The organism is Methylobacterium sp. C1 (assembly GCF_001854385.1).
Lineage (GTDB): Bacteria > Pseudomonadota > Alphaproteobacteria > Rhizobiales > Beijerinckiaceae > Methylobacterium > Methylobacterium radiotolerans.
On the sequence record NZ_CP017640.1, the window covers coordinates 3,673,271 to 3,699,023 of the forward strand.

Annotated in this window: 14 protein-coding genes and 2 pseudogenes; 6 read left to right on the forward strand and 10 right to left on the reverse strand. The window is 65.1% G+C overall.

The genetic code is table 11. The annotated features are described in order from the left end of the window. Nucleotides 1-496: 496 nt before the first annotated feature. The 4 genes and pseudogenes from BKE41_RS30365 to BKE41_RS17110 all read right to left on the reverse strand — a co-directional run bounded on the left by BKE41_RS30365 (nt 497) and on the right by BKE41_RS17110 (nt 5,733). Complete coding sequence (locus tag BKE41_RS30365; protein WP_083374374.1) at nt 497-1,030, reverse strand: hypothetical protein; 534 nt, start codon at nt 1,028-1,030, stop codon at nt 497-499. Nucleotides 1,031-1,299: 269 nt separating this feature from the next. Continuing rightward, nucleotides 1,300-2,802: pseudogene (locus tag BKE41_RS17095) on the reverse strand (diguanylate cyclase). A gap of 377 nt (nt 2,803-3,179) precedes the next feature. Next, nucleotides 3,180-4,640 carry a Tad domain-containing protein gene (locus BKE41_RS17100; RefSeq protein WP_245295799.1) on the reverse strand — a complete coding sequence of 487 codons (1,461 nt, stop codon included), beginning with the start codon at nt 4,638-4,640 and terminating at the stop codon, nt 3,180-3,182. Between the two features lie 898 nt (nt 4,641-5,538). After that, nucleotides 5,539-5,733: a hypothetical protein gene (locus tag BKE41_RS17110; RefSeq protein ID WP_070999878.1), complete on the reverse strand. Its 195-nt coding sequence runs from the start codon at nt 5,731-5,733 to the stop codon at nt 5,539-5,541. Nucleotides 5,734-5,893: 160 nt separating this feature from the next. Here BKE41_RS17110 and BKE41_RS17115 point away from each other — a divergent pair, with 160 nt between their 5' ends. The 4 genes and pseudogenes from BKE41_RS17115 to BKE41_RS30370 all read left to right on the forward strand — a co-directional run. After that, nucleotides 5,894-6,112, forward strand: a complete 219-nt coding sequence (locus tag BKE41_RS17115; RefSeq protein WP_070999879.1) for a hypothetical protein — start codon at nt 5,894-5,896, stop codon at nt 6,110-6,112. Between the two features lie 172 nt (nt 6,113-6,284). Next, nucleotides 6,285-6,683 carry a TadE/TadG family type IV pilus assembly protein gene (locus BKE41_RS17120; RefSeq protein ID WP_159392761.1) on the forward strand — a complete coding sequence of 133 codons (399 nt, stop codon included), beginning with the start codon at nt 6,285-6,287 and terminating at the stop codon, nt 6,681-6,683. After that, nucleotides 6,683-7,939: a pilus assembly protein TadG-related protein gene (locus tag BKE41_RS17125; RefSeq protein ID WP_070999881.1), complete on the forward strand. Its 1,257-nt coding sequence runs from the start codon at nt 6,683-6,685 to the stop codon at nt 7,937-7,939. Before BKE41_RS17120 ends, BKE41_RS17125 begins: the two co-directional genes overlap by 1 nt. A gap of 162 nt (nt 7,940-8,101) precedes the next feature. Beyond that, nucleotides 8,102-8,763, forward strand: a pseudogene (locus BKE41_RS30370) (IS5 family transposase); the annotation flags it as partial. 633 nt (nt 8,764-9,396) lie between these two features. On the opposite strand, the gene BKE41_RS17145 reads toward BKE41_RS30370, so the two are convergent. After that, nucleotides 9,397-10,776 (reverse strand): HD-GYP domain-containing protein, encoded by a 1,380-nt coding sequence (locus tag BKE41_RS17145; RefSeq protein WP_063110381.1) that lies wholly within the window; start codon nt 10,774-10,776, stop codon nt 9,397-9,399. Between the two features lie 874 nt (nt 10,777-11,650). Between BKE41_RS17145 and BKE41_RS17150 the strand changes: the two genes are divergently transcribed. Beyond that, nucleotides 11,651-17,461 (forward strand): HAMP domain-containing protein, encoded by a 5,811-nt coding sequence (locus BKE41_RS17150; protein WP_070999883.1) that lies wholly within the window; start codon nt 11,651-11,653, stop codon nt 17,459-17,461. After that, nucleotides 17,458-19,548, forward strand: a complete 2,091-nt coding sequence (locus BKE41_RS17155) for a response regulator (protein WP_070999884.1) — start codon at nt 17,458-17,460, stop codon at nt 19,546-19,548. The genes BKE41_RS17150 and BKE41_RS17155 overlap by 4 nt, the downstream gene beginning before the upstream one ends. 516 nt (nt 19,549-20,064) lie before the next feature. Here BKE41_RS17155 and BKE41_RS17160 read toward each other — a convergent pair. Genes BKE41_RS17160 through BKE41_RS17180 form a run of 5 tightly spaced genes read right to left on the reverse strand, consistent with a single transcriptional unit; the run spans nt 20,065 to nt 25,750 of the window. Next, nucleotides 20,065-20,997 (reverse strand): glyoxylate/hydroxypyruvate reductase A, encoded by a 933-nt coding sequence (locus BKE41_RS17160; protein WP_070999885.1) that lies wholly within the window; start codon nt 20,995-20,997, stop codon nt 20,065-20,067. A gap of 4 nt (nt 20,998-21,001) precedes the next feature. After that, the gene (locus BKE41_RS17165; protein WP_063110912.1) at nt 21,002-21,856 is read right to left on the reverse strand and encodes a GntR family transcriptional regulator; all 855 of its coding nucleotides are present in this window, start codon (nt 21,854-21,856) and stop codon (nt 21,002-21,004) included. 34 nt (nt 21,857-21,890) lie between these two features. Next, entirely contained in the window at nt 21,891-23,192 is a 1,302-nt protein-coding gene (locus tag BKE41_RS17170; protein ID WP_070999886.1) for an aminotransferase class III-fold pyridoxal phosphate-dependent enzyme, read from the reverse strand. A 9-nt stretch (nt 23,193-23,201) separates the two neighbouring features. Continuing rightward, nucleotides 23,202-24,269 (reverse strand): phosphotransferase, encoded by a 1,068-nt coding sequence (locus BKE41_RS17175; protein WP_070999887.1) that lies wholly within the window; start codon nt 24,267-24,269, stop codon nt 23,202-23,204. 44 nt (nt 24,270-24,313) lie between these two features. After that, entirely contained in the window at nt 24,314-25,750 is a 1,437-nt protein-coding gene (locus BKE41_RS17180; protein ID WP_012320160.1) for an amidase, read from the reverse strand. Nucleotides 25,751-25,753 lie beyond the last annotated feature (3 nt).

The following is a 25,753-nucleotide window of genomic DNA, read 5'->3' on the forward strand; positions in this document are numbered from 1 at the left end:
ACGCCCTGACGCTCAGCAGCTTTTCTCAAGCCCCGTTTCACGGATCGGTCCAGACAGCCGCCCGGACGAGCAGCCCGCGTCCGCTTGCGGGGTGCTGCCGGATTTGGCTGGACGGCGGCAATGGGCGTGAAGCCGAATGTCCGGTTTTTCGTACACTGATGGTTCGGCGTGACGTGCTCCAGCCGTAAGCGGCCCGTCCGCTTCGGAGAGGGTTCAGCGGAAAAGCGGACCGGCAGCTACCGACCCAATTTTGACGCTCAACGCGGATCGCGACGTCCTTCAAAGCCGACATTCAGCTGTATGCCGCCCGGACCAATTTCTGGAAGCTTGACTTCCAAAACGCATGATGATCGAAGTACCGATCGATATTAGAGAAATGCTCAGTATAGTATGCAATTAAGATCGGCTAACTATTACAACAAATATGAAGTCATTGCTTCATATTTGAACATATTGCCGCGTCACAATGTTGGGTGAATATTTTGATTGGCGCGTCTCAATGGACGCCTGTTTTGACCGCGATAGTGACAGGAAAATACGCACTAGGGCTTTGCAGTACTTCGGGGTCTTCGACGGTTAAGGTCTGCGCACCATAACGCACGGCACCAGCATCTCCGTATAGACTTTTCTTGAAGTAGCTCGTTTTAAGACCGTCGCGCAGAAGGGTATTTAACGTGTGGCTCCAGTTGAACCTCACTTTCCTGGCAATCGCAGAAATGCCTACGCTTGTGACGTCCCAATGACAGATGCCGAGGTTGTATAGATCCGCATCCTGCCACGCATCACGGAAGAAATATCCTTTCCAAGTATGGTCATCTACGCGTTTCATTTCAATGGAGATTCCAAAGTTCGGCACGTCTTGCTGACCCAGGAACGAACTAATCGGCAGACACTCTCTGTTTACAATCTCATATCCAATGTATCCCTCGATAGAATCCCACGGCTCGGGAGCGTTTGACGTGGCGATGACATCATAGCGCTTGACGGAAAGCGGGTTTCTCGCGGGATGTTTAGGGCTTTTATACGTCATGAAAAATACTATAATTGCCACTAAGGATACGATCGTTGCAATTAGGATTATTCGGAGTTTCATTCAGTGACGTTACGCTACCGACAGCACCCGTGCCCATGAGGCACCGCATGTGTCGAACGACGCCCTGAACAAGGGGCGCGTGAACGACCGGCGTATGATTAGCCGTGTTATCCACGTGTTCAAGTCTGGCCGTTAGCGGAACGACGCTTCGGAAGGTCGATTTGAGAAGCGGACTGCCTTCTATCGACCCACGTCAGTCATAGGCGTCATTTTGGGGCGAACTTGGAAGCGGACACGCGGCGGCCTTGCACGGCCGCCTGGCCCGCTTGAACCGAGTAGCTTTGAGCCGTTCCCTTCTGCGCACGCTTCGCGGCGTAGAGTGCCGCATCAGCGTGGCGCAGGAGAACGTCACGATCCTGTCCGGCCTCACGGGACCACGCGAGGCCGATCGTTCCCGTCACGCGCGCGATCTGACCCTGTCCGTCCACGATGATCTCAAGGTCGTGCAAGAGGCGTTGCACTATCGAGCTCAGGCGCGCGCCGTCGCACGCGGCAGGTGCCAGGATCGCAAACTCGTCGCCGCCCAATCGCGCCGGTAAGCACCCGGTGTAGCTGGATGCGCGCAACCGTTCGGCGACGCGACGCAGAACGTCGTCGCCAGCCGCATGCCCGAGGCGATCGTTCACGCCCTTGAAGCCGTCGAGGTCGATCAGGAGAACGGCCACGTCGACATCCGAAGCGCGGGCCTCGCGCAGCCGCGCGTCGAGAACACGGTGGAACTCGGCTCGGTTGGCCAGCTGTGTCAGGTCATCGGTGCGGGCCCGATGGCGAAGACGCTCCTCCAGGCCATGCCGTTCGGTGATGTCCTGGATCAAGCCGACGAGTGCGACAGGCTTACCCTTGGCCAGCTCGATCTCGCAGGAGCATCGCACGCGCCGGGCGTTGCCTTTGGCTGTCACGAAGTCGGCGTCCATCTCGAAGGGCTCGCCCGTGTCTAGCACGCGCTCGACTGCCGCGCGGAAGAGGGCGCGATCAGTCTCAGGAAAGAAGTTCATGATCTCACCTGTCGGCACGCCGCCGCTGACGGGCAATTCATGAATGGCGAAGACCCCATCCGATTAGGAGGTTGTCTGCTTCTCGATATCGTAGCGGTACGATCCCATGTCGGCCATGCGCTCCGCTTGCTTGAACTGGCGGCGCTCACGCTCCAGACCCTCAACGGCGACACGGCGCTCTTCGGCGGTCTCGGTAGCTCGAAGGGCTACGGCGCGAGCCTCGATCAGGGCCTCTGCAAGACAGGCCAGTTCTGTGAGCACCTCCAAGTCTGCCGCCGTTGGCTCGCGGGGTCGTTCATCGAGGACACAGAGCGTGCCGATCGTGATTGTGTCGCCGTCTGCTCGCCGGACGCGAACCGGCACGCCCGCGTAGTAGCGGATGTTCGGGGCACCTGTGACGAAAGGGCTGGCCGCGAAGCGACGGTCGAGTTTGGCATCTGCCACGATCAGCGGAGCCTCAGTCTCGAACACGACGGGGCAGAACGCCTGGGCACGCGGGGTCTCGGCCGCCAAGGGGCCGCAACGCGCCTTGAACCACTGGCGCTCCGGGTCGATCAGAGTGATCGAGGACATGCCGGTGCCGAGCATGCGTTGTGCGAGCTTGGCGAGTGCGTCGAACTCTCGCTCTGGCGGCGTGTCGAGCAGAGCGATCTCGATCAGCGCCTGTTGGCGGAGTGCCTCGCGCTGCGTGTTCGACCCGTTCCCCTGCAACACGACGCGACCCCGCTCAAGCCTTGAGGCTGCCAGGGGGTACAACGAGAAGGTTTAATCGAGCGTGAGGTGGCCTGACGGGTCATCGAGCCAGAGCGTACCGGCTAGACCGCCACCGTTTGGCTTGTGAAAGGTGCCGTATTCACCGGTTCCCCGCAGAGAACAGAGTAACAAGCTTGTGCCGGGAGCTGCCATTCGGCTCGTGACCGAACCCAGGCATTCGGACCGCTGTCGGAATTTCCCGAAAGCCGACATTTGTCGGCCGACCGACAAGATCGGCTAAGGGCGGTGACCGGATCTTCACGTACCGTCGGGACGCGGAATTCTAAAGGCCAACGTAGCCGATGGCGAAGCTTCGGAACCCGTGGACGGGGGCCATGCTACTTCGTGATCAGCAGCTTGCCACCGATTGGCCCCACTCCCTTTGGAACCGGCACGCTCGTCGCATCGTAGTTGGCGTTGAGGTAAAGGTTTGGACCCTCGTAGAGGTTCACCTGCTGGGCCACCACGACGGTGTAAGCGGACTGGTCAGCCACTGGCTTGTCGGCGTCAATTACAAGACGTCCAGCGGGCAAATAGATCGTGCCCAGCATCGTGCGGGCATTATTGCTGATGATCCGGTAGATCCGCATTGGTTTCGACTGACCGAGTGGGGCAGGCGTTGGGGGTATCGTGACGCCCAGATCAATGGCGTTGGCGAGGAGCGCCGGATCAAGCGGATCTGAAACTGTTGTCTGCTCGGCCATTAGCAGGCCCGCCATCTCTCCCGTGGTTGGCGCAGTAAGGCTGACAGTCGTATCTTTGTCGAACAGAAGACCTGCTTTGTCTCCGGCGAAATACAATCCAACATTCGTACCGTTGAGTGTAGCCTTGTCCTTCACGATCAGCGGGCCATTGTTGAAAATATAGACTCCGGGCTTCATAGTCACCACGGCGTTTTTTTTGATCTGAAGGCCGTAGCAATAGGTGCCAGGATCGAGGGTCAGGTTCTGGTCAATGGTCTGTATCTTTGTGAGCGGCAGCAAGTTGAAAGGGAACGGCAGGTTCGCGCAGGCGCCGATCTGCGGATTAGCACGTCCTTTAAGCGGATCCGTGATAACCGGGCATCCCGTCTGCGGCGGCGGCGCAAAGTTCGCGCGGACGCCGAGATAGCCGCCGGCCGAGCAGATCGTGTCGGCGCGCGCTATCGAGCTATCGCCTCCGACCATGCCGATCGGATTGGTCGAGTTGGAGTAGAGCGAGCAGCCGTTAGCGGTGACCTGGGCGCTCTTCCGCAGATTAAAGGCGCCCGGCGATAAGGGGTCTAGGGTGAGCATGCAAAGCCGCATCTTACCAACAACACTGGCTTTGGCTTGCACCGATATGGTTTGGGCGCGAATACCAACAAAGGCACCAAAGGTGAGCTTCATCGTTTCCTGAACGTGCGCCGACACGCTGGTTTTGTCGCTAGCCACCTCTACCGTCACTGTGAATGGCCGGTCGGGCGATGGCGACGCGCTGGTGCGGATCGACTCTTCAGTCACACCTTTCACCGCATCGATACTGGATGAGGCGAGCTTCATAGCGTTTCCACCAGACAGCACACCTACATCGACGGCGTTTTGGAGCTGGCTACGCCTTGAGGCGATATGCGCGTAGTCGATGCCGCCACCGGCAAGGCCGAGCAAGGCCGTCGAACCTAAAGCAAAAATGAGCGCAACCCCGCCGTGCTTTTCGGTACGAAGCGCAACCGCTAGTTTATTCAGCTGCCGCAGTGAGACACGCAGCCGAAGATAAGCAGCGTTCTCGGACCCAAACATCTGATTGACCTCAGCCTCATAGCGTGCCGGGTCTTCGCACATGGTTATGATGCACTAGTTAATAGCGATTGATACGCCCGTGGCATCTGAGGCATAGCGCCACTATGCTTAACGCCGACAGCACCTTTGCTTGCTGCGGGCTACTGACGTACAGCTGAGCACGGGTATGCGGCGCGAAGAGCTCGGCGTAGAGGCACCACGTAGGGGGTCTTCATCTCGGCCGGGTTCTGGATTACGTATAGGGAGAACGCGGTCACGGCGTCGATCAGCTTAGTACTCTCAGTCGGGCAAATGGCATCAGCGGCAATCTCCGTCGCGAGCATGGTGCGAACCGCGCCGACACACTCACCGAGCTGGCGCATAGAGTCTGGGTCCTGACGCGAGCGCCCCTTGCGTGCTAACTTGATGAACTGGTTGCACCCACCAATGATGTCCTCGGTCGCCTCGCCGATGGGCAAGCTATGTGCGGGACCGGCGAGGAGCACCGAAGCGATCAGAGCTGCGGCCAAGCGGCCGTTAGAAACAGGCTGTCTCAAGGTAGTTAGCGACCTAGACGTCTAGGCTGCTGCGTGGAATTTGCATTCGCGGGCAGGAGGAACAGACTAAATTTCTCATTAACAGCCCAACTTGTTTCAGCCATGAACGCACTGGAAGGCAGTTCTTTACAAGCCCCCCAAAGGTCGAAAGTGGACGCAGCGGTGACGTCCGCTTCAATGCATTGGCGACCAGAAGCGGACCGTCGCGAAACCACCCTGAGCGGACGGCCTGCTACCGACCTGACCCAGTTGCTTCGACCGCCGTCGTCGCTTCTCCTGAGCAGCCGTTTGTGAGCCTCTGTGGAGTGCTGCTCGGCCCGACTGCCGGAAGTTGTTTCTCCGTCCCAGAACGAACGTACCGCGCCTCGTTTCTCTCTGGTGACGTTGGTGCCGCTTCGGAGGGCTCATTGTTCTTGCCCCGAGCCGCTAGCAGTAGCCGACTGCAGCGCGGCAAACACCCTTCGCGGGATCAGCACGCCGATGATCTGGCCGTCAGCCGCTTCGAAGCGGACTGCGACAGTATCACCGCCGTCGATATAGGCGCAATCGAGTAGGGTGCGGACGGATATAGCCATCGCAGCCGGCGTCTTTTCGAGCATGGTAGACTTCCCTCGTGCCTAGCAGATATCATGTACAGCAAAATCCATATCTCGCGATGGCGTGAGGTCCGCCGGTGGTTCGACGCAGATTGACCAGGGTGATCGTCGCGGGTTCCGGAGGCACTAGGCGACGAGCGCCAGGAGTAGCTTTGGAGGGAGCATGCCGGAGACCTTGATCCATCAGTTGCTGCTACAGAATGCGGAGATCATAGCGGCTGATCAGGAAGTCGCTGCACTGCTGCATCGGCTGCGAGTGTTGCACCGGGAGGGGCGGGACAAATCGGAGGCCGCAGGTCTTTTGGTGACGAAGCTGAAGCGGCTCTTCCGGCTGCGCGACCAGCGGGACCGCGACCTTCAGAGGGCGGCAAGTGCAGCATAATGGCGTCGCCAGGCCGCGCGAACCAGCCATCAGTAAACGTCATGCTGGTCATAGCCTGTTAATTATTGAGTCAATTTGGCTGCGTATAACCAGTCCAACAAGGCCGACGCTGTATCCGAGCTCGTATAGCATTCCAGGCATTACGGTTCAGACACTGACAATGGTATCGCGTTTGCTCTGGAAACTGCGCACTGACCGTTCGGGTGCGTCCGCTGTCGAGTTCAGCCTCGTAGCGCCCCTCTTCGTCGGCCTGATGATGGCCATCTGCGAGTTCTCGTTCGCCTTCTTCACGCTGACCTCCGCGCAGCAAGCGGTATGGACGGAAGCGCGCCAGCTCGCGCTCGGTCGCGTCACAACGACCACCGCCCATGATGCCGTCGTGGCGGCCCTCCCACGCTGGGCGCAGGGCCGAGCGACGGTAACAGCCGACAAGGATCCCGCTGACGCCACCCGCTATCTGGTCACAGCCGCGATACCCCTCACCAGCGCGGCGCCGACGAACTTCTTCGCGAGCCTCTACGGCACCCGATCGATGACCGCCTCCGCAACCCTGCCCCAGGAAACGCAGTGATGCGGGGGTTCTGGCGCGATGAAGAGGGAGGCATAACGCTCCTTTCCGCACTGACCATGCCGGTCATGCTCGGCGTCGGCGCCTTCGCCGTGGATCTGGGTGTGCTGCGCTACAACGCCATGCGCCTGCAGATCGCCGCCGACGCAGGAGCGGTGGCAGGCGTGCGCCAGCTGCCAGACACGGCAAAGGCCACTCAGACCGCAGTCTCGCTGGCAAATCTGAATGCCCCTCCCAATGCCGGGCAGGTCACGCTCGCCAGCGACGTCGAATTGGTCGTCTACGACGCCTCGACCAAGACGTACCGGACGGCAGATGCCAATGCACCCGCGAACGCCGTGCGGGTGACCGCGTCCAGGGACGAGGCGCATCAAAACCGGGTGCTCGGCTTCTTCTCGCGCTTTGCCGGCTCTGCCGGCCCATTCAGCTTGTCGGCCCACTCAATCGCGATCATGGCCACCGACGGGGATGGTGGCGCTGGTACGGCCTGCCTGTACGCGCTTGACCCCACGAACTCAGATACACTTACGATTGTCGGCAGCACGACGGTTAAGCTGAACTGCGCGGCGCGCGCAAAGTCTTCCGCAGCAACTGCAATCTCGTCGAACGGCAACGCTGCGCAGATGACAGCGACGTCGATCTGCCAGACGACGTCGCCGTCGCAGAGCCCGCGCGGCTACAGCCCAGCCATCACGAAGTGCGGCTCCCCTACGGCAGACCCGCTCGCAAATGTCGCCGAACCCACCCCCGTCAATTGCAAGGCAGGCGGCACGTTGAACGGCACTGTGACGGCAGGCTGCTTCACAGGTGCGACAACGTTCAGGGGGAGTGTCACACTAGCGGCGGGGACCTACTATTTCAAAGGCGCCTCGATCAAGATAAACAGTAATTCCACTATATCAGGATCGGGCGTGACTCTGTTTCTCGATGCGACCTCCTCACTCGACATCGTCGGCACACCGTCGATCAGCCTGACGGCTCCGAATAACGGTGCTCTCCAAGGCGTTGTGCTATTCCAGTCGCGCTCCGCGACCGGCGCCTCACTCTCGATCAGCGGCAATTCCACCGTGTTCCTAGACGGGATTTTGTATGCGCCGGCCACGTCGGTTACGTTCACAGGCAATGGGACGACCACGAACCCTGCTCGCTTCGGGTCGGTGATTGCCTCGCAGGTGCACTTCACCGGCAACTCGGCCTTCACGTTCGGCTCGACGTTGCCAAGCGCGACATCAGGCGGCCATTCTGTACTCGTGAACTAGGTCGCGAACCCATAACGGCTGGCACGGTTGAACCGCGGCGTCGTTAGCCCTCTGAGCAGGAGGGCCTTGATGGCGCGGTTTGATCTGACGGATGCGGAGTAGGCGGTGATCGAGCCGCTGTTGCCGACGGACGTGCGCGGCAAGGAGCGCGTGGATGATCGGCGGGTGCTCAACGGGATCTTCTGGCGGCTGCGCACGGGCGCGCCCTGGGCCGACATTCCGGCGCGCTACGGCCCGCACACGACCTGCGGCAACCGCTTTCGGCGCTGGCGCAAGCGTGGCATCTGGGATCGGCTTCTGGATGCGGTGTCAAAGGCTTACGACGGCGACCTGCAGATGATCGACGCCACCAGCGTGCGGGTGCACCAGCATGCCGCCTGCGCCCAAAAAAAGACGGCCGATCCAGTGGCATGGGTCGCTCGCGCGGCGGCCTGACGAGCAAGATCCACGCGCTAGTAGATGCCGACGGCCGTCCGGTGGCGCTCAAGATCACCGAGGGTCAAGCGCACGATGGGCGCGCGGCGGCCGACATGCTGGGCGGTCTGGGCACGGGCCAGATCCTGCTGGGGGATCGAGCCTATGACAGCGACGCGCTTCGCACTCGGATGGCGGAGCAGGGCGCGTGGGCGAACGTGAAGCCGATGCCCAACCGCAAGCGAGTGCCGGCGTTCAGCCCGTTCCTGTACAAGTACCGCAACTTGGTCGAGCGCTTCTTCAGCAAGATCAAGCACTTCCGGGCCGTCGCCACCCGTTACGACAAGGATCCCGACAACTTCCTAGCCAGCGTCAAGCTCGCAGCCCTGCGGGTCTGGCTGCGAGCTTAATGAGTCCGCGACCTAGTGGAGAAAATCTGACGGTTGGCACTGGCCACCCGTCGTTCGATGGGATGCCTCCGCCGTCGCCGTCAACCTGAGCAAGAAGGCCGGCTGGCAGCTCAGATGGACCGTGCGTCTGAGCGGCGGCGGCGTCTGCTCTCATGCATTGCAGCCCGCAAGCGGACCGGCGGAAAACCACCCCGAGCGGCCTTTCTAGGCCGGACCTGACTCCGCCATCGATCTCAATTTGGGCGGTCTTAAAAAGCCGACGGAGGCGCTGTCTCGCTGGAGTCACCGGAAGATCTGTACATCTAGAAGGTGCAATTCAGGTTGTATCAAATGCGATCGAAATTGCTATCAGCATGTATTGTTGGACGGTGCACTCTTTCGCAAGGCGCCGCTGATAGCTCCACCAGCGATCTAAGCTCGCCGCTCAACAGAAGTCTAGGACGCTCAGAACATGTTCTCCCGCCTCCTCACCTCGCTCTGCCTCCTGGCCTTGCGCTCGCCAGTCTGCGGATGGGTGGTGCGGACGATGATTATCTGGGCGTCTAGAGAAGCGTCACCCCGTGGCAAGGCCGCCCACGGCGGCGCTGGCAAGATGGTCCCAGTCCGGTAGGCAATTGGTCGGCCGAGCGTCATTCAAGCCGCGCGGGCGAGATCACCCTCGATGGCGACGAGCGCCCGCTCCAGCGCCGCGAAGCAGACTGGATCGAACGCCGCTCCAAGGTCCGCGCGCATGATGCCGAGCGCTTTCTCAAGCGACATAGCTGCGCGGTAAGGCCGGTTGGCGGTCAGCGCATCGAACACATCGGCTACTGAGACAATGCGGGTCTCGGGCGCGATCGCATCGCCAGCGAGCCCGCGTGGATAGCCCCTGCCGTCCAACCGCTCATGATGACCACCACCTATGCTGGCCATCTCATGAAACACCGCGACGCGGGCCAAGATGGTCTCGGACAGAGATGCGTGGTTGCGCATATCGCGCCACTCCGCCTCGTCCAGCTTGCCGTTCTTGTCGAGGATCGCGTTCGATACCCCGAGCTTGCCGACATCGTGAAGGAGCGCAGCTCGCTTGAGCCACCGGCGTCGTTCCGGCGAGTAGCCGAGTTCAGCCGCGATCATGTCGGCGTAGACCGCGACGCGCTCAGAGTGGCCAGAAGTGAACGGACTTTTGGCGTCGATGATCTGTGCGAAGGCACGGGCGATATCGTCGAGGTAATCCTCGTCCACCACGATCGGGCTGGCCGGCGCCAACGCGACCACTGCTTCCTCGACCTCTTCCGAGGCCAGGGTATCCCAGAACCCGGTTTCGGAGGCGATTTTCTCGAAGCAGGCGACGACCTGAGGATCGAACCATGTGCCCGAGCGCGCCCGGACCTCGGCTATCGCGGCCGCGGGACCGGCTGCGGTGTGGAACACGTCCACGACCTGGGCAAGTAGCGCCACGCGTGCGTAGAGCGGGATCGCGGGGCCGGCGAGGCGGTCCGGCCGACCACTGCCGTTCCAATGCTCGTCCAGCGCGTGGATGGCTTCGCAGACGCTTGCCGGGAAGCGAAGCTGACGGGCAATCTGCGCGCCGCGCTGGCAGCGCGTCTGGATGAGGTCGTCGACGATCGTGCCGCCGTTCTGCAGGATGTTGAGCACAGCGCGGAAGCGTTCGGCGAGGCCTGCCTTGAGACCGGTGTGAGAAAAGACGAAGCCGAGCACCTTGGGCAGGCTGTCGCTCACCGTCTTGAAGTCGCGCTTGAAGCTGAGGTCGTCAGAGAGATAGAGCTCGCAGATGCGCGCGGCATTGCTGGAGCACCCGAGGTCCTTCAACATCACCGTATGGTAGAGTTCCCAGAGCTGCAGATCTGGAAGGCCTAGCTCACGACCGATGTGGAAGCCGATCCAAGTCGCGCGGACGCAATGGCCAACGGGCTGACCCTCCGTAAGATCAAGGGCGTGGCTTAGGGCGCCTAGAATTTCTGAGAGCTGGATCGTCGTGGCTTCCACTTCGCCGCCTGACACGATCCGCATCGTTCTCGTCCAGTCACTTGTCTTATAGGCCTCTATAGGCGGCGACACTGCCAGCATAGCCTGACCAAAACGTTGCGCGTGGTCCTATCGTACTCGCCTGAAACGCGGGCCACGGTGCGGCAGCACGAGCGTTGGCCCGGAGTTTCACACCGAGGGAACGAGACGTTTGACGCGGCAGGTGCCTCCGCGTCTCGGCTGGGACTCCAGCTATGTCGACGTCCGCTTCCATGCATACGCCTCTCGGAAGCGGACCGGCGGAAAACCACCCATCTGAGACCTTCAGGCGAACGATTCGTGCCGGCAGACGCTGGCTAGAAGCTGCCGCCCCGTTTCGGAGCAGGCTCGCAACAGAGGCAGACGCGCTGCCTTCGACCAGGCTGGACATACAGCCTGGTGTGACACGCTCAGGCAGGAGCAGCAGCGGATACCTACGTCGCGACGCGGCCTTCCACTGACGAACGACAGCCCGCGGCGGCGCCCCTCGGCCGACAACGCCATCATATGGCCCACCGTCGATCTCCGTGAGCGCTCGCTGAAGTAGCGTCAGAGCCGCGAATACAAGCCGATGCGATCTCAGTCCCGCACGCCACGGGAGGAGCTCAGAACCAAAGTTGAACGCTCCTAACATGCATTAATTCGGGAGCGCGCGGAGGAAGCTAAGCAGCAACGCTCGGCGACCCGTCGCTCCATTTTCGGTCCAATTGCTGTCCATCAGGAATTGCAACGTGCTGGCCCGGTGCGCGGATCGAACGAAAGGGCAACCATCTACATTGAGCCCTATTGCTGTTCTTCGCCGTCGGTGCTTCCTCGCTGCGCCCGCGATCCGAACGGCGGCCTCATCGGGCCTGTGCATCTACCCTGAAGGTGTATCCGAATGACGCCGACCACGTCGCAGTTGGAGCCGAAGCTCCTCTTGAAGAGCCTCCGCGCGTTCCGGAAGGGCGATTTCTCGGCCCGCCTGCCGCTCGATCTGACGGGCATCGATGGCGAGATCGCGGAAGCGTTCAACGACATCGTCGAGCTGAACCAAGGACTCGCGCGGGAACTCGACAGGGTCGCGCGCGCGGTCGGCAAGGACGGGCGCATCAATGAGCGCGGCAAGCTGCCGGCGGCAACCGGCGGCTGGAACGACTGCGTGGACTCGGTCAACACGATGATCGGAGATCTCGTGCAACCGACCACCGAAGTCGCGCGGGTCATCGGGGCGGTAGCCAAGGGTGATCTCGGTCAGACCATGCAGCTCGAGATCGACGGCCGCCCGCTGAGGGGCGAGTTCCTGCGCATCGGCAAAGTGGTCAACACGATGGTCGACCAGCTGAATTCCTTCGCGTCCGAAGTGACACGCGTCGCGCGCGAGGTCGGCTCGGAAGGCAAGCTCGGCGGCCAGGCCCAGGTCAAGGGCGTCGGCGGCACCTGGAAGGATCTCACGGATAACGTGAACCTGATGGCGGCCAACCTCACCGGTCAGGTCCGCAACATCGCCGAGGTCACGACAGCCGTGGCCAACGGCGATCTGTCCAAGAAGATCACCGTCGACGTGAAGGGCGAGATCCTCGATCTGAAATCGACCATCAACACGATGGTGGATCAGCTCAACTCCTTCGCCTCCGAGGTGACCCGCGTCGCCAAGGAGGTGGGCTCCGAGGGCAAGCTCGGCGGGCAGGCGCAGGTCAAGGGCGTCGGCGGCGTCTGGAAGGACCTGACCGACAACGTCAACATGATGGCCGAGAACCTGACCGGGCAGGTCCGCAACATCGCGGAGGTCACCACCGCGGTGGCGCGGGGTGACCTGTCCAAGAAGATCACCGTCGACGTCAAAGGCGAGATCCTGGCTCTGAAGCTGACCATCAACACGATGGTGGACCAGCTGAACTCCTTCGCCTCCGAGGTGACGCGCGTCGCCCGCGAGGTCGGCACCGAGGGCAAGCTCGGCGGTCAGGCGCAGGTCGAAGGCGTCGGCGGGACGTGGAAGGACCTGACCGACAACGTGAACATGATGGCGGCCAACCTCACCGGTCAGGTCCGCAACATCGCCGACGTGACCACCGCGGTGGCCAACGGCGACCTGTCGAAAAAAATCACCGTCGACGTGCGCGGCGAGATCCTGGAGCTCAAGAACACCATCAACACGATGGTGGATCAGCTGAACTCCTTTGCCTCGGAGGTGACGCGCGTCGCGCGCGAGGTCGGCTCGGAGGGCAAGCTCGGCGGTCAGGCGCAGGTGCGCGGCGTCGCCGGCACCTGGGCCGACCTGACCGACAACGTCAACCTGATGGCGGCCAACCTGACCGGTCAGGTGCGCAACATCGCCGACGTGACCACCGCGGTGGCCAACGGCGACCTGTCCAAGAAGATCACCGTCGACGTGAAGGGCGAGATCCTGGAGCTCAAGAACACCATCAACACGATGGTGGATCAGCTGAACTCCTTCGCCTCCGAGGTGACACGCGTCGCCCGCGAGGTCGGCTCGGAGGGCAAGCTCGGCGGTCAGGCCCGCGTCGAAGGCGTGGCGGGCACCTGGGCCGACCTGACCGACAACGTCAACCTGATGGCGGCCAACCTGACCGGTCAGGTGCGCAACATCGCCGACGTGACCACCGCGGTGGCCAACGGCGACCTGTCCAAGAAGATCACCGTCGACGTGAAGGGCGAGATCCTGGAGCTCAAGTCGACCATCAACACGATGGTGGATCAGCTGAACTCCTTCGCCTCGGAGGTGACGCGCGTCGCCCGCGAGGTCGGCACCGAGGGCAAGCTCGGCGGACAGGCGCAGGTGAAGGGCGTCGGCGGCGTGTGGAAGGGCCTGACCGACAACGTGAACATGATGGCCGCCAACCTCACCGGTCAGGTGCGCAACATCGCCGAGGTCACCACCGCGGTGGCCAACGGCGACCTGTCCAAGAAGATCACCGTCGCCGTCGAGGGCGAGATCCTGGAGCTCAAATCCACCATCAACACGATGGTGGACCAGCTGAACTCCTTCGCCTCCGAGGTGGTCCGCGTCGCCCGCGAAGTCGGCATCGAGGGCAAGCTCGGCGGTCAGGCGCAGGTGCGCGGCGTCGGCGGGACCTGGAAGGACCTGACCGACAACGTGAACATGATGGCGGCCAACCTGACGGGTCAGGTCCGCAACATCGCCGACGTGACCACCGCTGTGGCCAACGGCGACCTGTCCAAGAAGATCACCGTCGACGTGAAGGGCGAGATCCTGGAGCTCAAATCCACCATCAACACGATGGTGGATCAGCTGAACTCCTTCGCCTCCGAGGTGACGCGCGTCGCCCGCGAGGTCGGTTCGGAGGGCAAACTGGGTGGTCAGGCCCAGGTCCGCGGCGTCGGCGGGACCTGGAAAGACCTGACCGACAACGTGAACATGATGGCCGCCAACCTCACCGGACAGGTGCGGGGCATCGCGGACGTCGTCACGGCCGTGGCGCAGGGCGACCTCAAGCGGAAGCTGTCGGTGGATGCCAAGGGCGAGATCGCCGCCCTGGCCGACACGGTCAACGAGATGATCGAGACGCTCGCCACCTTCGCCGATCAGGTCACCAATGTGGCCCGCGAGGTGGGTGTCGAGGGCAAGCTCGGCGGTCAGGCCCGGGTGCCGGGTGCCGCGGGCCTGTGGCGCGATCTCACCGACAACGTGAACCAGCTCGCGGCGAACCTGACGACCCAGGTCCGCGCCATCGCCGAAGTCGCGACCGCCGTGACGAAGGGCGACCTCGCTCGCTCGATCTCGGTCGAGGCCTCCGGCGAGGTCGCCTCGCTGAAGGACAACATCAATGAGATGATCCGCAACCTGCGGGACACGACGCTCAAGAACGCCGAGCAGGATTGGCTGAAGACGAACCTCGCCAAGTTCACCCGCATGCTGCAGGGCGAGCGCGACCTCGCCACCGTGTCGAACCTGATCCTGTCCGAGATCGCGTCGCTCGTGAACGCCCAGCGCGGCGTGTTCTACATGGTGGAGGACGAGGGCGGGGAGCCCGTCCTCGATCTGATGGCGAGCTACGCCTTCACGGAGCGCAAGAACCTCTCGAACCGGTACCGCCTCCGCCAGGGCCTCGTGGGCCAATGCGCCTTCGAGAAGAAGCGCATCCTCCTCACCCACGTGCCCGGCGACTACATCACCATCGGCTCGGCCCTCGGCGAGGCGCCGCCGCTTAACATCATCGTGCTGCCGGTCCTGTTCGAGCAGGAGGTCCGGGCGGTGATCGAGCTGGCCTCGTTCAACCGGTTCAGCGAGACGCATCAATCCTTCCTCGACCAGCTGACCGAGTCGATCGGCATCGTGCTCAACACGATCGCCGCCAACATGCGGACGGAGGGGCTGCTCAAGCAGTCGCAGCTCCTGACCGGCGAGTTGCAGAGCCGGCAGGAGGAACTCAAGAAGACGAACGATCGCCTGGAACTCCAGGCCGCCTCGCTGCAGCAATCCGAGGATCTTCTGAAGAGCCAGCGCGAGCGCCTGCAGCAGACCAACGAGGAGCTGGAGGAGAAGGCCCGCCTCCTCGAGATCCAGAAGCGCGAGGTCGAAGGCAAGAACCGCGAGGTCTCCATCGCCAAGACGGCCCTGGAGGAGAAGGCCGAGCAGCTGAGCCTGACCTCGCGCTACAAGTCGCAGTTCCTGGCCAATATGAGCCACGAGCTGCGCACGCCGCTCAACAGCCTGCTGATCCTCTCGAAGCTTCTCTCCGAGAACCGGGACGGGAACCTCACCGAGAAGCAGCGGGAATTCGCCAAGACCATCAACGCGGCCGGGACCGATCTCCTGTCGCTCATCAACGACATCCTCGACCTCTCCAAGATCGAGTCCGGGACCGTGTCGCTCGAGATCGGCGACGTGACGCTGCAGGACCTCGTCGAGAACCTCAACAGGACCTTCCGGCAGCTCGCCGAGGAGCGCCACCTCGCCTTCGTGATCGACGTCGAGCCGGGCCTGCCGCGCGCGGTGCGCACGGACTCCAAGCGCCTGCAGCAGGTTCTCCGGAACCTCCTCTCCAACGCCTTCAAGTTCACCGAGAAGGGCAGCGTTTCCCTGAGGATCGGCTCCGCGGAGGGGTCACCGCTGCGCGCCGGGAGCCAGTGGCTGGCCCTGTCGGTGACCGATACCGGCATCGGCATCGCCGAGGACAAGCAGCGCATCATCTTCGAGGCCTTCCAGCAGGCCGACGGGACCACGAGCCGCAAATACGGTGGCACCGGCCTCGGCTTGGCGATCAGCCGCGAGATCGCCCGTCTGCTGGGCGGCGAGATCGTGGTCGAGAGCCGCGTCGGTTCGGGCAGCACCTTCACCCTGTTCCTGCCCTTCGAACCGCCTGTGCAGGCGGTCACGACGCGCGGGGCGGAGACATCCGAGGGCAACGGAACGTCGGCGCTGATGGGCCGGCAGCCGAACGCCGCGATGGCGCTCTCGGCCTCGGCGGATGACCGTCATGCCATCCATCCGGGCGACCATATCGTGCTCATCGTGGAGGACGACGCGATGTTCGCCTCGGTGCTGCTGGAACTGGCGCGCGAGCGCGGGTTCAAGGGTCTGATCGCGCAGGATGGCGCCGGCGCGCTGAGCCTCGCCCACCGCTTCAAGCCGCATGCCATCACCCTCGATATCGGCCTGCCCGACATGGACGGCTGGGCCCTGCTCGACCTCCTGAAGAACGATGCGCGCACCCGGCACATCCCGATCCACGTCATCTCGGTCAACGACGAGAAGAAGCGCGGGCTGCGCGCGGGCGCCTTCGGCTTCCTGGAGAAGCCCGTCGAGCGCGAGGGACTGATGCGGGCCCTGGAGCGCTCGAAGGAGTTCATCACGCGGCCGGTGCGCAGCCTCCTGCTGGTCGAGGACGACGAGAACCAGCGCGCCAGCATCACGGCGTTGCTCGACGAGGAGGACGTCAAGATCTTCGGGGTCGGTACGGCCACGGCCGCGCTGGAAGCCCTGACCGGCGGCCGGTTCGACTGCGCGATCATCGATCTCGGCCTGCCCGATATCGGCGGTTCCGAGCTGATCGAGCGGATCAGGGCCACGCAGGAGGGCGAGGAGCTGCCGATCATCGTCTATACCGGCCGGGAACTCACGGCTCCCGAGGAGCAGCAGCTCAAGCATTCCGCCTCGACGATCATCCTCAAGGACACGCGCTCGTCCGAGCGGCTCCTCGACGAGACCGCCCTGTTCCTGCATCGCGCCATCGCCAGCGTTCCGCCCGACGAGCAGATCCGCGTCGAGCGGAAAGACGCGGAGTCTCTCCAGGGATGTCGCGTCATCCTGGTCGACGACGACCTGCGCAACATCTTCTCGCTGACGAGCGCCCTCGAGCAGCACGGGCTGGAGGTCCTGTTTGCGGAGAACGGCCAGGACGGCATCGCGCTGCTCCAGACCAACCCGAACATCGACGCGATGTTGATCGACATCATGATGCCCGGGATGGACGGCTACGAGACGATGCGGGCGATCCGGGCTCAGTCTGCCTTCCGAAGCCTGCCGCTCATCGCGGTGACCGCGAAGGCCATGAAAGGCGACCGCGAGAAATGCCTCGACGCGGGCGCGTCCGATTACGTCTCGAAGCCGATCGACATGGACCAACTCCTCGCCGTGCTGCGCGTGCAATTGGCGAGGCGTGGTGAGGTCGTAGACAGCGCCGCGCCGGTGAGCGGCGCACAGGGCCTTGAACGGCAAACACAATGACGGACCGGCTGGAGTTCCGTCCGACTGGTGCCGCTGCCGCCGCCGAACAGCTTGCCGGGCTCGCTACTCCGGATGCAGTCCGAGCGAAAATCCTGATCGTCGACGACGATCAGCGCAATCTGCTCGCCGCTTCGGAGATCCTCGCTGATCCGGCAATCGACATGGTCCTGGCAAACTCCCCGGAGGAAGCCCTGCGCCGGGCCCTCCGGGAGGATTTCGCCGTGATCCTGCTCGACGTGCAGATGCCGCGCATGGATGGCTACGAGGTGGCCGCGCTCATCCGCAGCCGCTCGCGCACGTCGCGCGTCCCGATCCTGTTCCTCACGGCGCACAACAAGGACGACATGCACATCTTCCGCGGCTACTCGGCGGGAGCGGTGGACTATGTGTTCAAGCCCATCCAACCTCTCGTCTTGAAGTCGAAGGTCGACGTCTTCGTCGACCTGTACCGCAAGACCGAAGAGATCAAGCGCAAGGCGGCGGCTGAGAAGCAGCTGCTCCTGGAGAACCTGCGCGTGCGCGGCGAGAAGCTCGAGGCCGAGCAGGCGCTGCGCAGGCAGGCGGAGCATCAGGCCGCCGTGCTGCGCGGCCTTCCCATCGCGCTCTACACCTCACCGCTCGGCGTGGAAGACCGGCGGCTCCACTTCACCAACGACAGCATCGAGCGCATCACCGGCTTCTCGCGCGAGGCTTTTGCCGGATCCAGCCTCTGGGAGTCCCGCCTCGAAGCGGAAGACCGGAACCGCGTGCTGGCGGATCTGCGCACCGTCTCCGAGGTCGGTGCCGTGGCTCTGGAATATCGCTGGCGCAACGCGGACGGCACGGAGCGGCACATCCTCGACCAGATCGCGGTCAACCGCGATGAGAGCGGCACGGGGGTCGAGCTCTTCGGCATGTGGTTCGACGTGACCGAGCGCAAGGAGCTCGAGCTCAGCTTGCAGCACGCCTCGAAGCTCGAGGCCGTCGGCCGTCTGACCGGCGGGATCGCCCACGACTTCAACAACATGTTGAGCATCGTGATCGGCAATCTCGACCTGATGAAGGGCTCGCTCCAGGGGAACGAGAAGGCGCTCCGCCGCGTCGAGAGTGCCATCGAGGGAGCGCATCGCTGCGCAGAGCTCACCAGCCGGCTGCTGGCCTTCTCCCGGCGCTCTCCGCTCCAGCCGAGAGCGCTGGACTTCACGAGCTTCATCCCTGGCCTGGTCAAGCTGCTCGAGCGCACGCTCGGCGAGCAGATCACGATCTCGGCGAAGCTGGAGGAGAACCTGCCGGAAGTCTGCGTCGATCATGCCCAGTTCGAAGCCGCTCTCATCAATCTCGCTGTCAATGCGCGGGACGCGATGCCGAACGGAGGTACGTTGAGCATTTCCATCAGGCGTGGCGAGCCCGGTGTACAGGACGGAATCGAGCCGGTCCGCTGCGTGGAGATCACGGTCACCGACACGGGAACGGGGATGTCGCCGGGCGTCCTGGCCCGCGTGTTCGAACCCTTCTTCACGACGAAGGAGACCGGCAAAGGCACCGGCCTGGGTCTGAGCATGGTCTACGGCTTCGTGCAGCAGAGCGGCGGAACCATCACCGTCAATAGCAATCCGGACCAGGGCACGCGGTTCGTCATCACGTTACCTGAAATCGTCAAAGGTAACTTCACGCCGGAGCATGCGCACCCGCACGCGACCAGGGGAGTGCCGGACCCGCTAGACGGCGCTGGCAGGGCCGTGCTCGTCGTCGAGGACGACGCCGACGTTCGCTCCACTGTTGTCTCGACGCTCGAGGCGCTTGCCTTCAAGGTTTTGAGCGCGACTGACGGAGCCGAGGCCGTCGACATGCTGCAGAATGTTCCGGATATCGCGCTCGTCTTCAGCGACGTGAACATGCCCGGGGCGATGACCGGAATAGACCTCGGACACTTGGTTCGCCAGCGGTGGCCAAAGATACAGATCCTGCTGTCGTCAGGCTATCTGAAAGAAAACCAGGACACGAACGGCTTCGCTCTGCTGCAGAAGCCATATCGAGCGGCGGATTTGATTGAAATATTGAGGGGACTCATCGGCGAGACGGATGAGGTCGTGAGCTCAGACCGGTAGAGAGATCCGACAGCGACGATCGCGTTGAAGCGTGCTCGCAGATGCGAGCTTTTCGGCTAAACGAGGCGCACGAGCGTTTTCGGTCTGCGCTGGGTCGCTACGGCTGGGTCCACACAGAGGTCACGGGCTGATTCATCGGACGCTCCGGGTGAGGAACGACCGATGGGACGGCCCTGCAGTCGGGATCTGCGCGAGCGGGGGGAGTGAAAGCCGCCGCTAGAACCTCGCGCCAAGTTCTTCGCTGGCGTAGGCTGTGAGCCGGACTGAACCGGAGACTCTCCGAGTCCTGTGATCGTCAATGCAGCGCGCTGGGATAGAAGTTGCGCGCGAGACCTCGTCGACGACGCGCCCCCCGGGTAAGCCGCAAATAGCACCGAACGTGCCCGTTCCCGAACGTGCCCCAGAGGACGACAACGTTACAGGAACTCGGGCCGCCGCACCCCGCCGCCCGATTCTCCGCGCCGCACGGTGCGGACGTCGGCCGGACCGGTTTGATCCGGAAATCGTCGACGGCGCTCAGAAACCGCGGCGACGGTCAACGCGGTTGAGCAGCGGCTGCCCGTCGCGAAGGGCTCGAACCGCCGCAATCATCTGACGCGCCGCATCGTCCGGCTGGCTCGCGCTGGCGCTGTGAGGAGTCACGAGGATCCGCGGGTGGCCGAGGAGCGGATGATCCGCGGGCGGCGGTTCCTCCGACAGCACGTCGAGAATGGCAGCCCCGAGCTGGCCCGTGTCCAACGCCGCGATCAGGTCGCGCTCGACGACATGAGCACCGCGCCCTGCATTCAGGAGCGCGGCCCCGGCCGGCAGATGCCGGAACAGGTCCCGGTCGAGCAGTCCGCGCGTTTCCGGCGTCAGGGGCAGCAGGCACACGAGGATGTTGCAGCCGGACAGGAAATCCGGGAGCGCCGCACGGCCGGCGAAGCACGTGACGCCGTCCAGCGTCTTGGGGCTTCTCGCCCAGCCGCGAACTTGGAAGCCGATCCCGGCCAGGGCCGCGGCCGCCGCGCTCCCGAGCACGCCCAGGCCGAGGATTCCGACCTGGGTGGTCCGGGCCGTGCGGATCGCCCGCGGCTTCCAGATGCCCCGACGGGTCTCGCTCGCGTAAGGAACGAGGTCCCGGTGCAGAGCCAGCACGCCGAGCGTGACATACTCGACCATGGAGCGCGTCACGTCGGGGGCGACCATGCGGACGATGTGCACGGGCTCCGGCAGGGCATCGAGCGGCAGGTGATCGATCCCGGCGCCGACGGAGAACACGAGGCGCAGGTCGGGCATCTGCGCGGCCAAGTCCGCGGGCGGCTGCCAACCGGCGAAGGCGCTCGCGCCGGGAAACCGCGTGCCGTGCGCCCAGTCGATCAGGCTCAGCTCCGGCGCCTCCTGGGCGAACACGCGGTGCCAGACGCGGGCGTGCTCCGGAACGGTCTTGAGAACGACGGGGATCACCATCGCCCTACACGGCTCCCGGCGCAGTTCGGCGGTCCGCGACGCTGCGCCGGGCGCGCCGCCTCGGCGATCCTTCGGCCCCTCCGGGCGGCGCAGCGTCCCCGGCCTGCTCGGATCGCCTCAGCAGCGCGAAGGCCGGCGAGGCGGGGTCGAACGCGACGAAATCGGGCTCCCGGGCGAGCAGGATCCGCAACGAGTTCAGCGTCCCGCCCAGATGTGTGCGCAGGAGCGAGACCGCATGCTCCGCGTCCCGCCGGCAGAGCGCCTCGAAGATCGCCCGGTGCTCGTCGAGCACCTCCACGTGATAGTTCTGCAGCGGGAAGGCGTTGCGCCGCACCCGGTCCAGCTGGCCGGTGGCGAGGTGTATCGTGTCCCAGACGCGGGGAAAGCCCGCGCAGGCGCACAGGAGCCGGTGGAAATCGTTGTCGAGGGCGAACGACTCGGCGTTGTCGCCGCGCCGCGCCGCGTCCGCCTCGCGGAAGAGGACGAGTTCGAAGGCGGATTGGCGGGCGGGTTCGAAGCGCTCGGCCGCCAGGGCCACCATCCGCAGCTCCAAGCTCTCGCGCACGAGCTGGCCCTCGATCACCTCGTCCAGGATGATCTTGTTGACGAAGGTGGCGTCGCTCGGGACCACCGTCACCAGCCGCTGCTGCGCGAGCCTCAGGATCGCGTCGCGCAGGGGCGTGCGCGACACGCCGAGCTCGTCGCAGAGATCCTTCTCCACGAGGCGCGTGCCCGGCTTCAGCTGCATGGCGATGATGGCCTCGCGCAGGGTCGCGTAGACCCGCGCCGCCTTCGGCAGATCGGCGCGCAGGGCCGATCCCGCCGTCGGACTCGGATCCAGGGCTTCCGCCGGATGCATGGGTCGTCTCCTGCCAGATCTGTCGTTCTTCTTGTCAGGCCGCACCGTCCAGGGTTTTTCCCAGGACCTCAAGGAAGAGCGCGGCGTGCTCGGCGGAGAACGTCAGCGGCGGGCGGATTTTCAGCACGTTGTCGTGGGGGCCGGACGCGCTGATCAGGACGCCCTCCTCGCGCAACGCGTTGACGACCCGCTTCGCCAGCGCCGTATCGGGGGCGCGGCTCTCGCGGCAGGCGACGAGGTCGAGGCCGAGGAACAGGCCCGCCCCCCGCACGTCGCCGATCGCCGGGGTCCGCGCCATCAGCGCCCGCATCCCCTCCAGCATCAGGCCGCCGGTGGCGGCGGCCTTCGCCACCAGGTCCTGATCCGCCAGGATGTCGAGCACCGCGCCGGCCGCCGCGATCGAGACGGTGTTGGCGCCGAAAGTGTTGAAGTAGCGCACGTCCCGGCCGAACCGTTCCGCCACCTCGGGCTGCATCGCGACCCCCGCGATGGGCAGGCCGTTGCCCATCGGCTTGCCCATCACGGCCATGTCGGGAACGATGCCGTGGCGGGCGAAGCCCCACATGCCTGCCCCGGTCCGGCCGAAGCCCGGCTGCACCTCGTCGGCGATGTAGAGCGCGCCGGCCTCCGAGACCGCCTCCCGGGCCGGCCGGAGGAAGCCGGCGGGCTCGGCCAGGGTCCCGTCCGTCGAGAAGATGCCGTCGGCGATGAACGCCGCGGGCCGCACGCCGTGGCGGCGCATGTCGGCGAAGGCCGCCCGAACGTCCTCGGCCAGCCGCGCGCCGACGTCGACGCCGGGATTCCGGTAGGCGTCCGGCGCCGGCACCGTCCAGACATCGCGGCCGAGGGGGACGGCCGGGCCGAGCGACGGGGAGATCCCCGCCGTGGCCTCGGTGGTCCCGTGATAGGCGTTCCGCGTGATCACCAGACCGGTGCCGCCGGTCTGGTAGCGCGCGATCCGCAGGGCGAGGTCCACCGCCTCGGACCCCGTGCAGGTGTACATGACGTGGCCGAAGGCGGCCGGATAGGTGGACAGCAGCCGCTCGGAGTAGTCGAGCACCGCCTCGTGCAGGTAGCGGGTGTGGGTGTTGAGGGTGGCCATCTGGCGCGTCACCGCCTCCACCACCCGCGGGTGGCAATGGCCGACGCAGGGCACGTTGTTGTAGGCGTCGAGGTAGCGGCGCCCGTCGGCGTCGTACAGCCAGACATCCTCGCCGCGCACGATGTGGACCGGCCGCTCGTAGAAGAGCCGGTACGAGGCGCCGAGGAGGTCGCGGCGCCGGGCGATCAGGGCCTCGGCGGAAGCGGCCGGGGCGGACGTGGAAGACGCGGTCATGGCGTGGCCTCAGGAACGACAGGCCTCGGCGATCGCCGCATCCATCGCCTCCGGCGCCAGGTCGTCGAGGTGCCGGAACTGCTCCCAGACGCCGGCGCTGTTGCGGGTGAGGTAGTCCCGGCGCTCGGGGAAGCGGCGGGCGCGCCATTCCGGGATCAGGAGGCGCAGGGCCATCCGCGTCCGGATCGCCGTCGGCAGCAGCGCGACCTCGGCCTCCGACAACCTCGCGACCGAGGCGTAGCCCCGCAGGAAGGCCAGGGCCGGCCCGAGGGGATGGGCATCGAGGCCGAGCTGGTAGGCCGCCGCGATCGCCACGTCGAACATCCGGGCCGTGCGGACCGTGTCGCCGAAATCGATCACCCCGGTGATCCGGTCCGGATCGTCGGGATCGACGAGGATGTTGTCGCCGCCGAGGTCGTTGTGGACCACCTGATGCGGCAGGTCCGGCAGGGCGGGCACGATCCGCGCGGCGAACGCGTCGAGGATGCCGGCGAGGCGGTCGCGCTGCCCGCCCTCGGGGAAGACGTCGAGCACGGCGCGCAGCCGCCCGGCATGTCGCAGGTCCCAGGAGGAGACGTGGTCCGCCGCCGGGTCCGTGAAGCCCTCAAGCGCACCCTGGAGGCGGGCCAGCAGCGCCCCGGCCGCCCGGCGCTGCCCGTCGGTCCGGGGGCCGGCGGCCTGCGAGCGCCCCGGGGTGAAGGTGGTGAGCCGCACGGTGCGGAGATCCTCCGGCGCGACGGTGATGCGCGCGTCGGGCTCGCCCGCGCGGGTCGGCACGATGCGCGGCAGCGGCAGGTCCGGCGCGGCCCGCGCGACGTGGATCAGGGCGTTGCTGTGCAGGCGGGACACCGCGGGATCCTCGCCGGGGCTCAGGATCTTCAGGAAGTAGGCGATCCCCGCCCCCGCATCGAGGCGAAAGTTTGAATCTTTCTCCCCCGCGAGCCACGACGCCGCGCCGGCGATGCCGTAATGCGCGGCGGCGATGCCCTCGGCGGTGCGGGCATCGACCGGCTCGGCCACGACCGACAGGCCGGCGCCGATGCCGCTCTCGGGGGCGTCGATCGTGGGATGGGACATCGGGGATCCAGACAGGTGCTTCGAGACCGGCGCGCCCTGCGCCCTCAGGCGGGCCGGACCACAGGGGCGTCCGGGAACGCCTCCGGGTAGGCGGCTTGGTAGGCCGCGGCGGCCCGCAGGACGAGGTCGTCCCGGAACCGGGCGGCGACCATCTGCAGCCCGATCGGCAGGCCGCCCGAATCGAAGCCGCAGGGCACCGAGAGTGCGGCCTGGCCGGTCATGTTGAACGGGTAGGTGAAGGGGCTCCAGTCGGTCCAGTCGGTCATGCCCTGCCCCTCGGGGAAGTCGATGCCCGCCGGGATCGCGGTGACCGGCATGGTCGGGGAGAGGAGCAGGTCGTAGCGCGCGTGGAAGCGCGCCATCGTGACCTTCAGCTCGGCCCGGACCTGCTCCGCCGCCAGGAGGTCCGCCGCGCTGGTGCGGCGCCCGATCTCGGCGACGGCGACGAATCCGGGATCCATGCGCGCGCGATCCGTCTCGGTGGGGGCGAAGCGATCCACGAGGACCGCCATGGCGGAGAACCAGATCACCCGCAGCGCCTCCAGGGGCGAGGCGAAGCCGGGATCGGCCTCCTCGACGACGGCGCCCATCGCGGCGAGGCGGGCGGCGGCCCGGTCCACCGCGGCGGCGACCTCGGGATCGACGCGGGCGTAGCCGAAGGTCCGGCTGTAGCCGATGCGCAGGCCCGCGACGCCGCCGCGGGCGGCCTCCGTCCAGTCCGGGACGGGGCTCGGGCAGTCGCCGTACAGGCCGTCCGGGGACGGGCCCGTGACGGCGTTCAGGAACAGGGCGGAATCCGCCACCGTCCGGGTGAGCGGGCCGCGATGGGCCATGTCCCGCAGCGGCGTCGGCGCGTCGGTGGCCAGCCAGCCGAAGGTCGGCTTGATCCCGAAGACGCCGCAGAACGACGACGGGATGCGGATCGAGCCCGCCCCGTCGGATCCCTCGTGCAGCACGCCCATGTTCAGGGCGGCGGCGACGCCGGCCCCGCCCGAGGAGCCCCCCGAGGCCCGATCGGTGCCCCAGGGATTGACGGTGTTGCCGAAGGCCGGGCCGTGGGTCACGCCCTTCCAGCCGAATTCCGGCGACGTGGTCGTGCCGAGGATGACCGCCCCGGCGGCGCGCAGGCGCCGCATCACCAGGATCTCGTCGGTGGCCGGGGCCTCGCCGGTGAGCTTCGAGCCCCGCCGCCACGGGATGCCCTTGACGGCGGTCAGTTCCTTGATCGTCGTCGGCACCCCGTCGATCGGGCTCAGCGCCTCGCCCTTCGCCCAGCGCGCCTCCGAGGCCCGCGCGGCCTCGAGCGCCGGTTCGGGCGCGACATACGCGAAGGCATTCACCTGCGGGTTGAACCGCTCGATGCGTGCCAGCGCCGCCTGCGCGGCCTCCACCGGCGAGACCCGGCCGGACGCGAACAGCGCCCCGAGCTCCACCGCGTCCATCTCGCCGAGATCGGTCCGGGTCGTGCGGATCTGGTCCATCGG

Coding starts and splice junctions, on each gene's coding strand:
- BKE41_RS30365 (WP_083374374.1), bottom strand. CDS start 1,030: ATGACGTATAAAAGCCCTAAACATCCCGCGAGAAACCCGCTTTCCGTC.
- BKE41_RS17100 (WP_245295799.1), bottom strand. CDS start 4,640: ATGTGCGAAGACCCGGCACGCTATGAGGCTGAGGTCAATCAGATGTTT.
- BKE41_RS17110 (WP_070999878.1), bottom strand. CDS start 5,733: ATGCTCGAAAAGACGCCGGCTGCGATGGCTATATCCGTCCGCACCCTA.
- BKE41_RS17115 (WP_070999879.1), top strand. CDS start 5,894: ATGCCGGAGACCTTGATCCATCAGTTGCTGCTACAGAATGCGGAGATC.
- BKE41_RS17125 (WP_070999881.1), top strand. CDS start 6,683: ATGCGGGGGTTCTGGCGCGATGAAGAGGGAGGCATAACGCTCCTTTCC.
- BKE41_RS17145 (WP_063110381.1), bottom strand. CDS start 10,776: ATGCGGATCGTGTCAGGCGGCGAAGTGGAAGCCACGACGATCCAGCTC.
- BKE41_RS17150 (WP_070999883.1), top strand. CDS start 11,651: ATGACGCCGACCACGTCGCAGTTGGAGCCGAAGCTCCTCTTGAAGAGC.
- BKE41_RS17155 (WP_070999884.1), top strand. CDS start 17,458: ATGACGGACCGGCTGGAGTTCCGTCCGACTGGTGCCGCTGCCGCCGCC.
- BKE41_RS17160 (WP_070999885.1), bottom strand. CDS start 20,997: ATGGTGATCCCCGTCGTTCTCAAGACCGTTCCGGAGCACGCCCGCGTC.
- BKE41_RS17165 (WP_063110912.1), bottom strand. CDS start 21,856: ATGCATCCGGCGGAAGCCCTGGATCCGAGTCCGACGGCGGGATCGGCC.
- BKE41_RS17170 (WP_070999886.1), bottom strand. CDS start 23,192: ATGACCGCGTCTTCCACGTCCGCCCCGGCCGCTTCCGCCGAGGCCCTG.
- BKE41_RS17175 (WP_070999887.1), bottom strand. CDS start 24,269: ATGTCCCATCCCACGATCGACGCCCCCGAGAGCGGCATCGGCGCCGGC.
- BKE41_RS17180 (WP_012320160.1), bottom strand. CDS start 25,750: ATGGACCAGATCCGCACGACCCGGACCGATCTCGGCGAGATGGACGCG.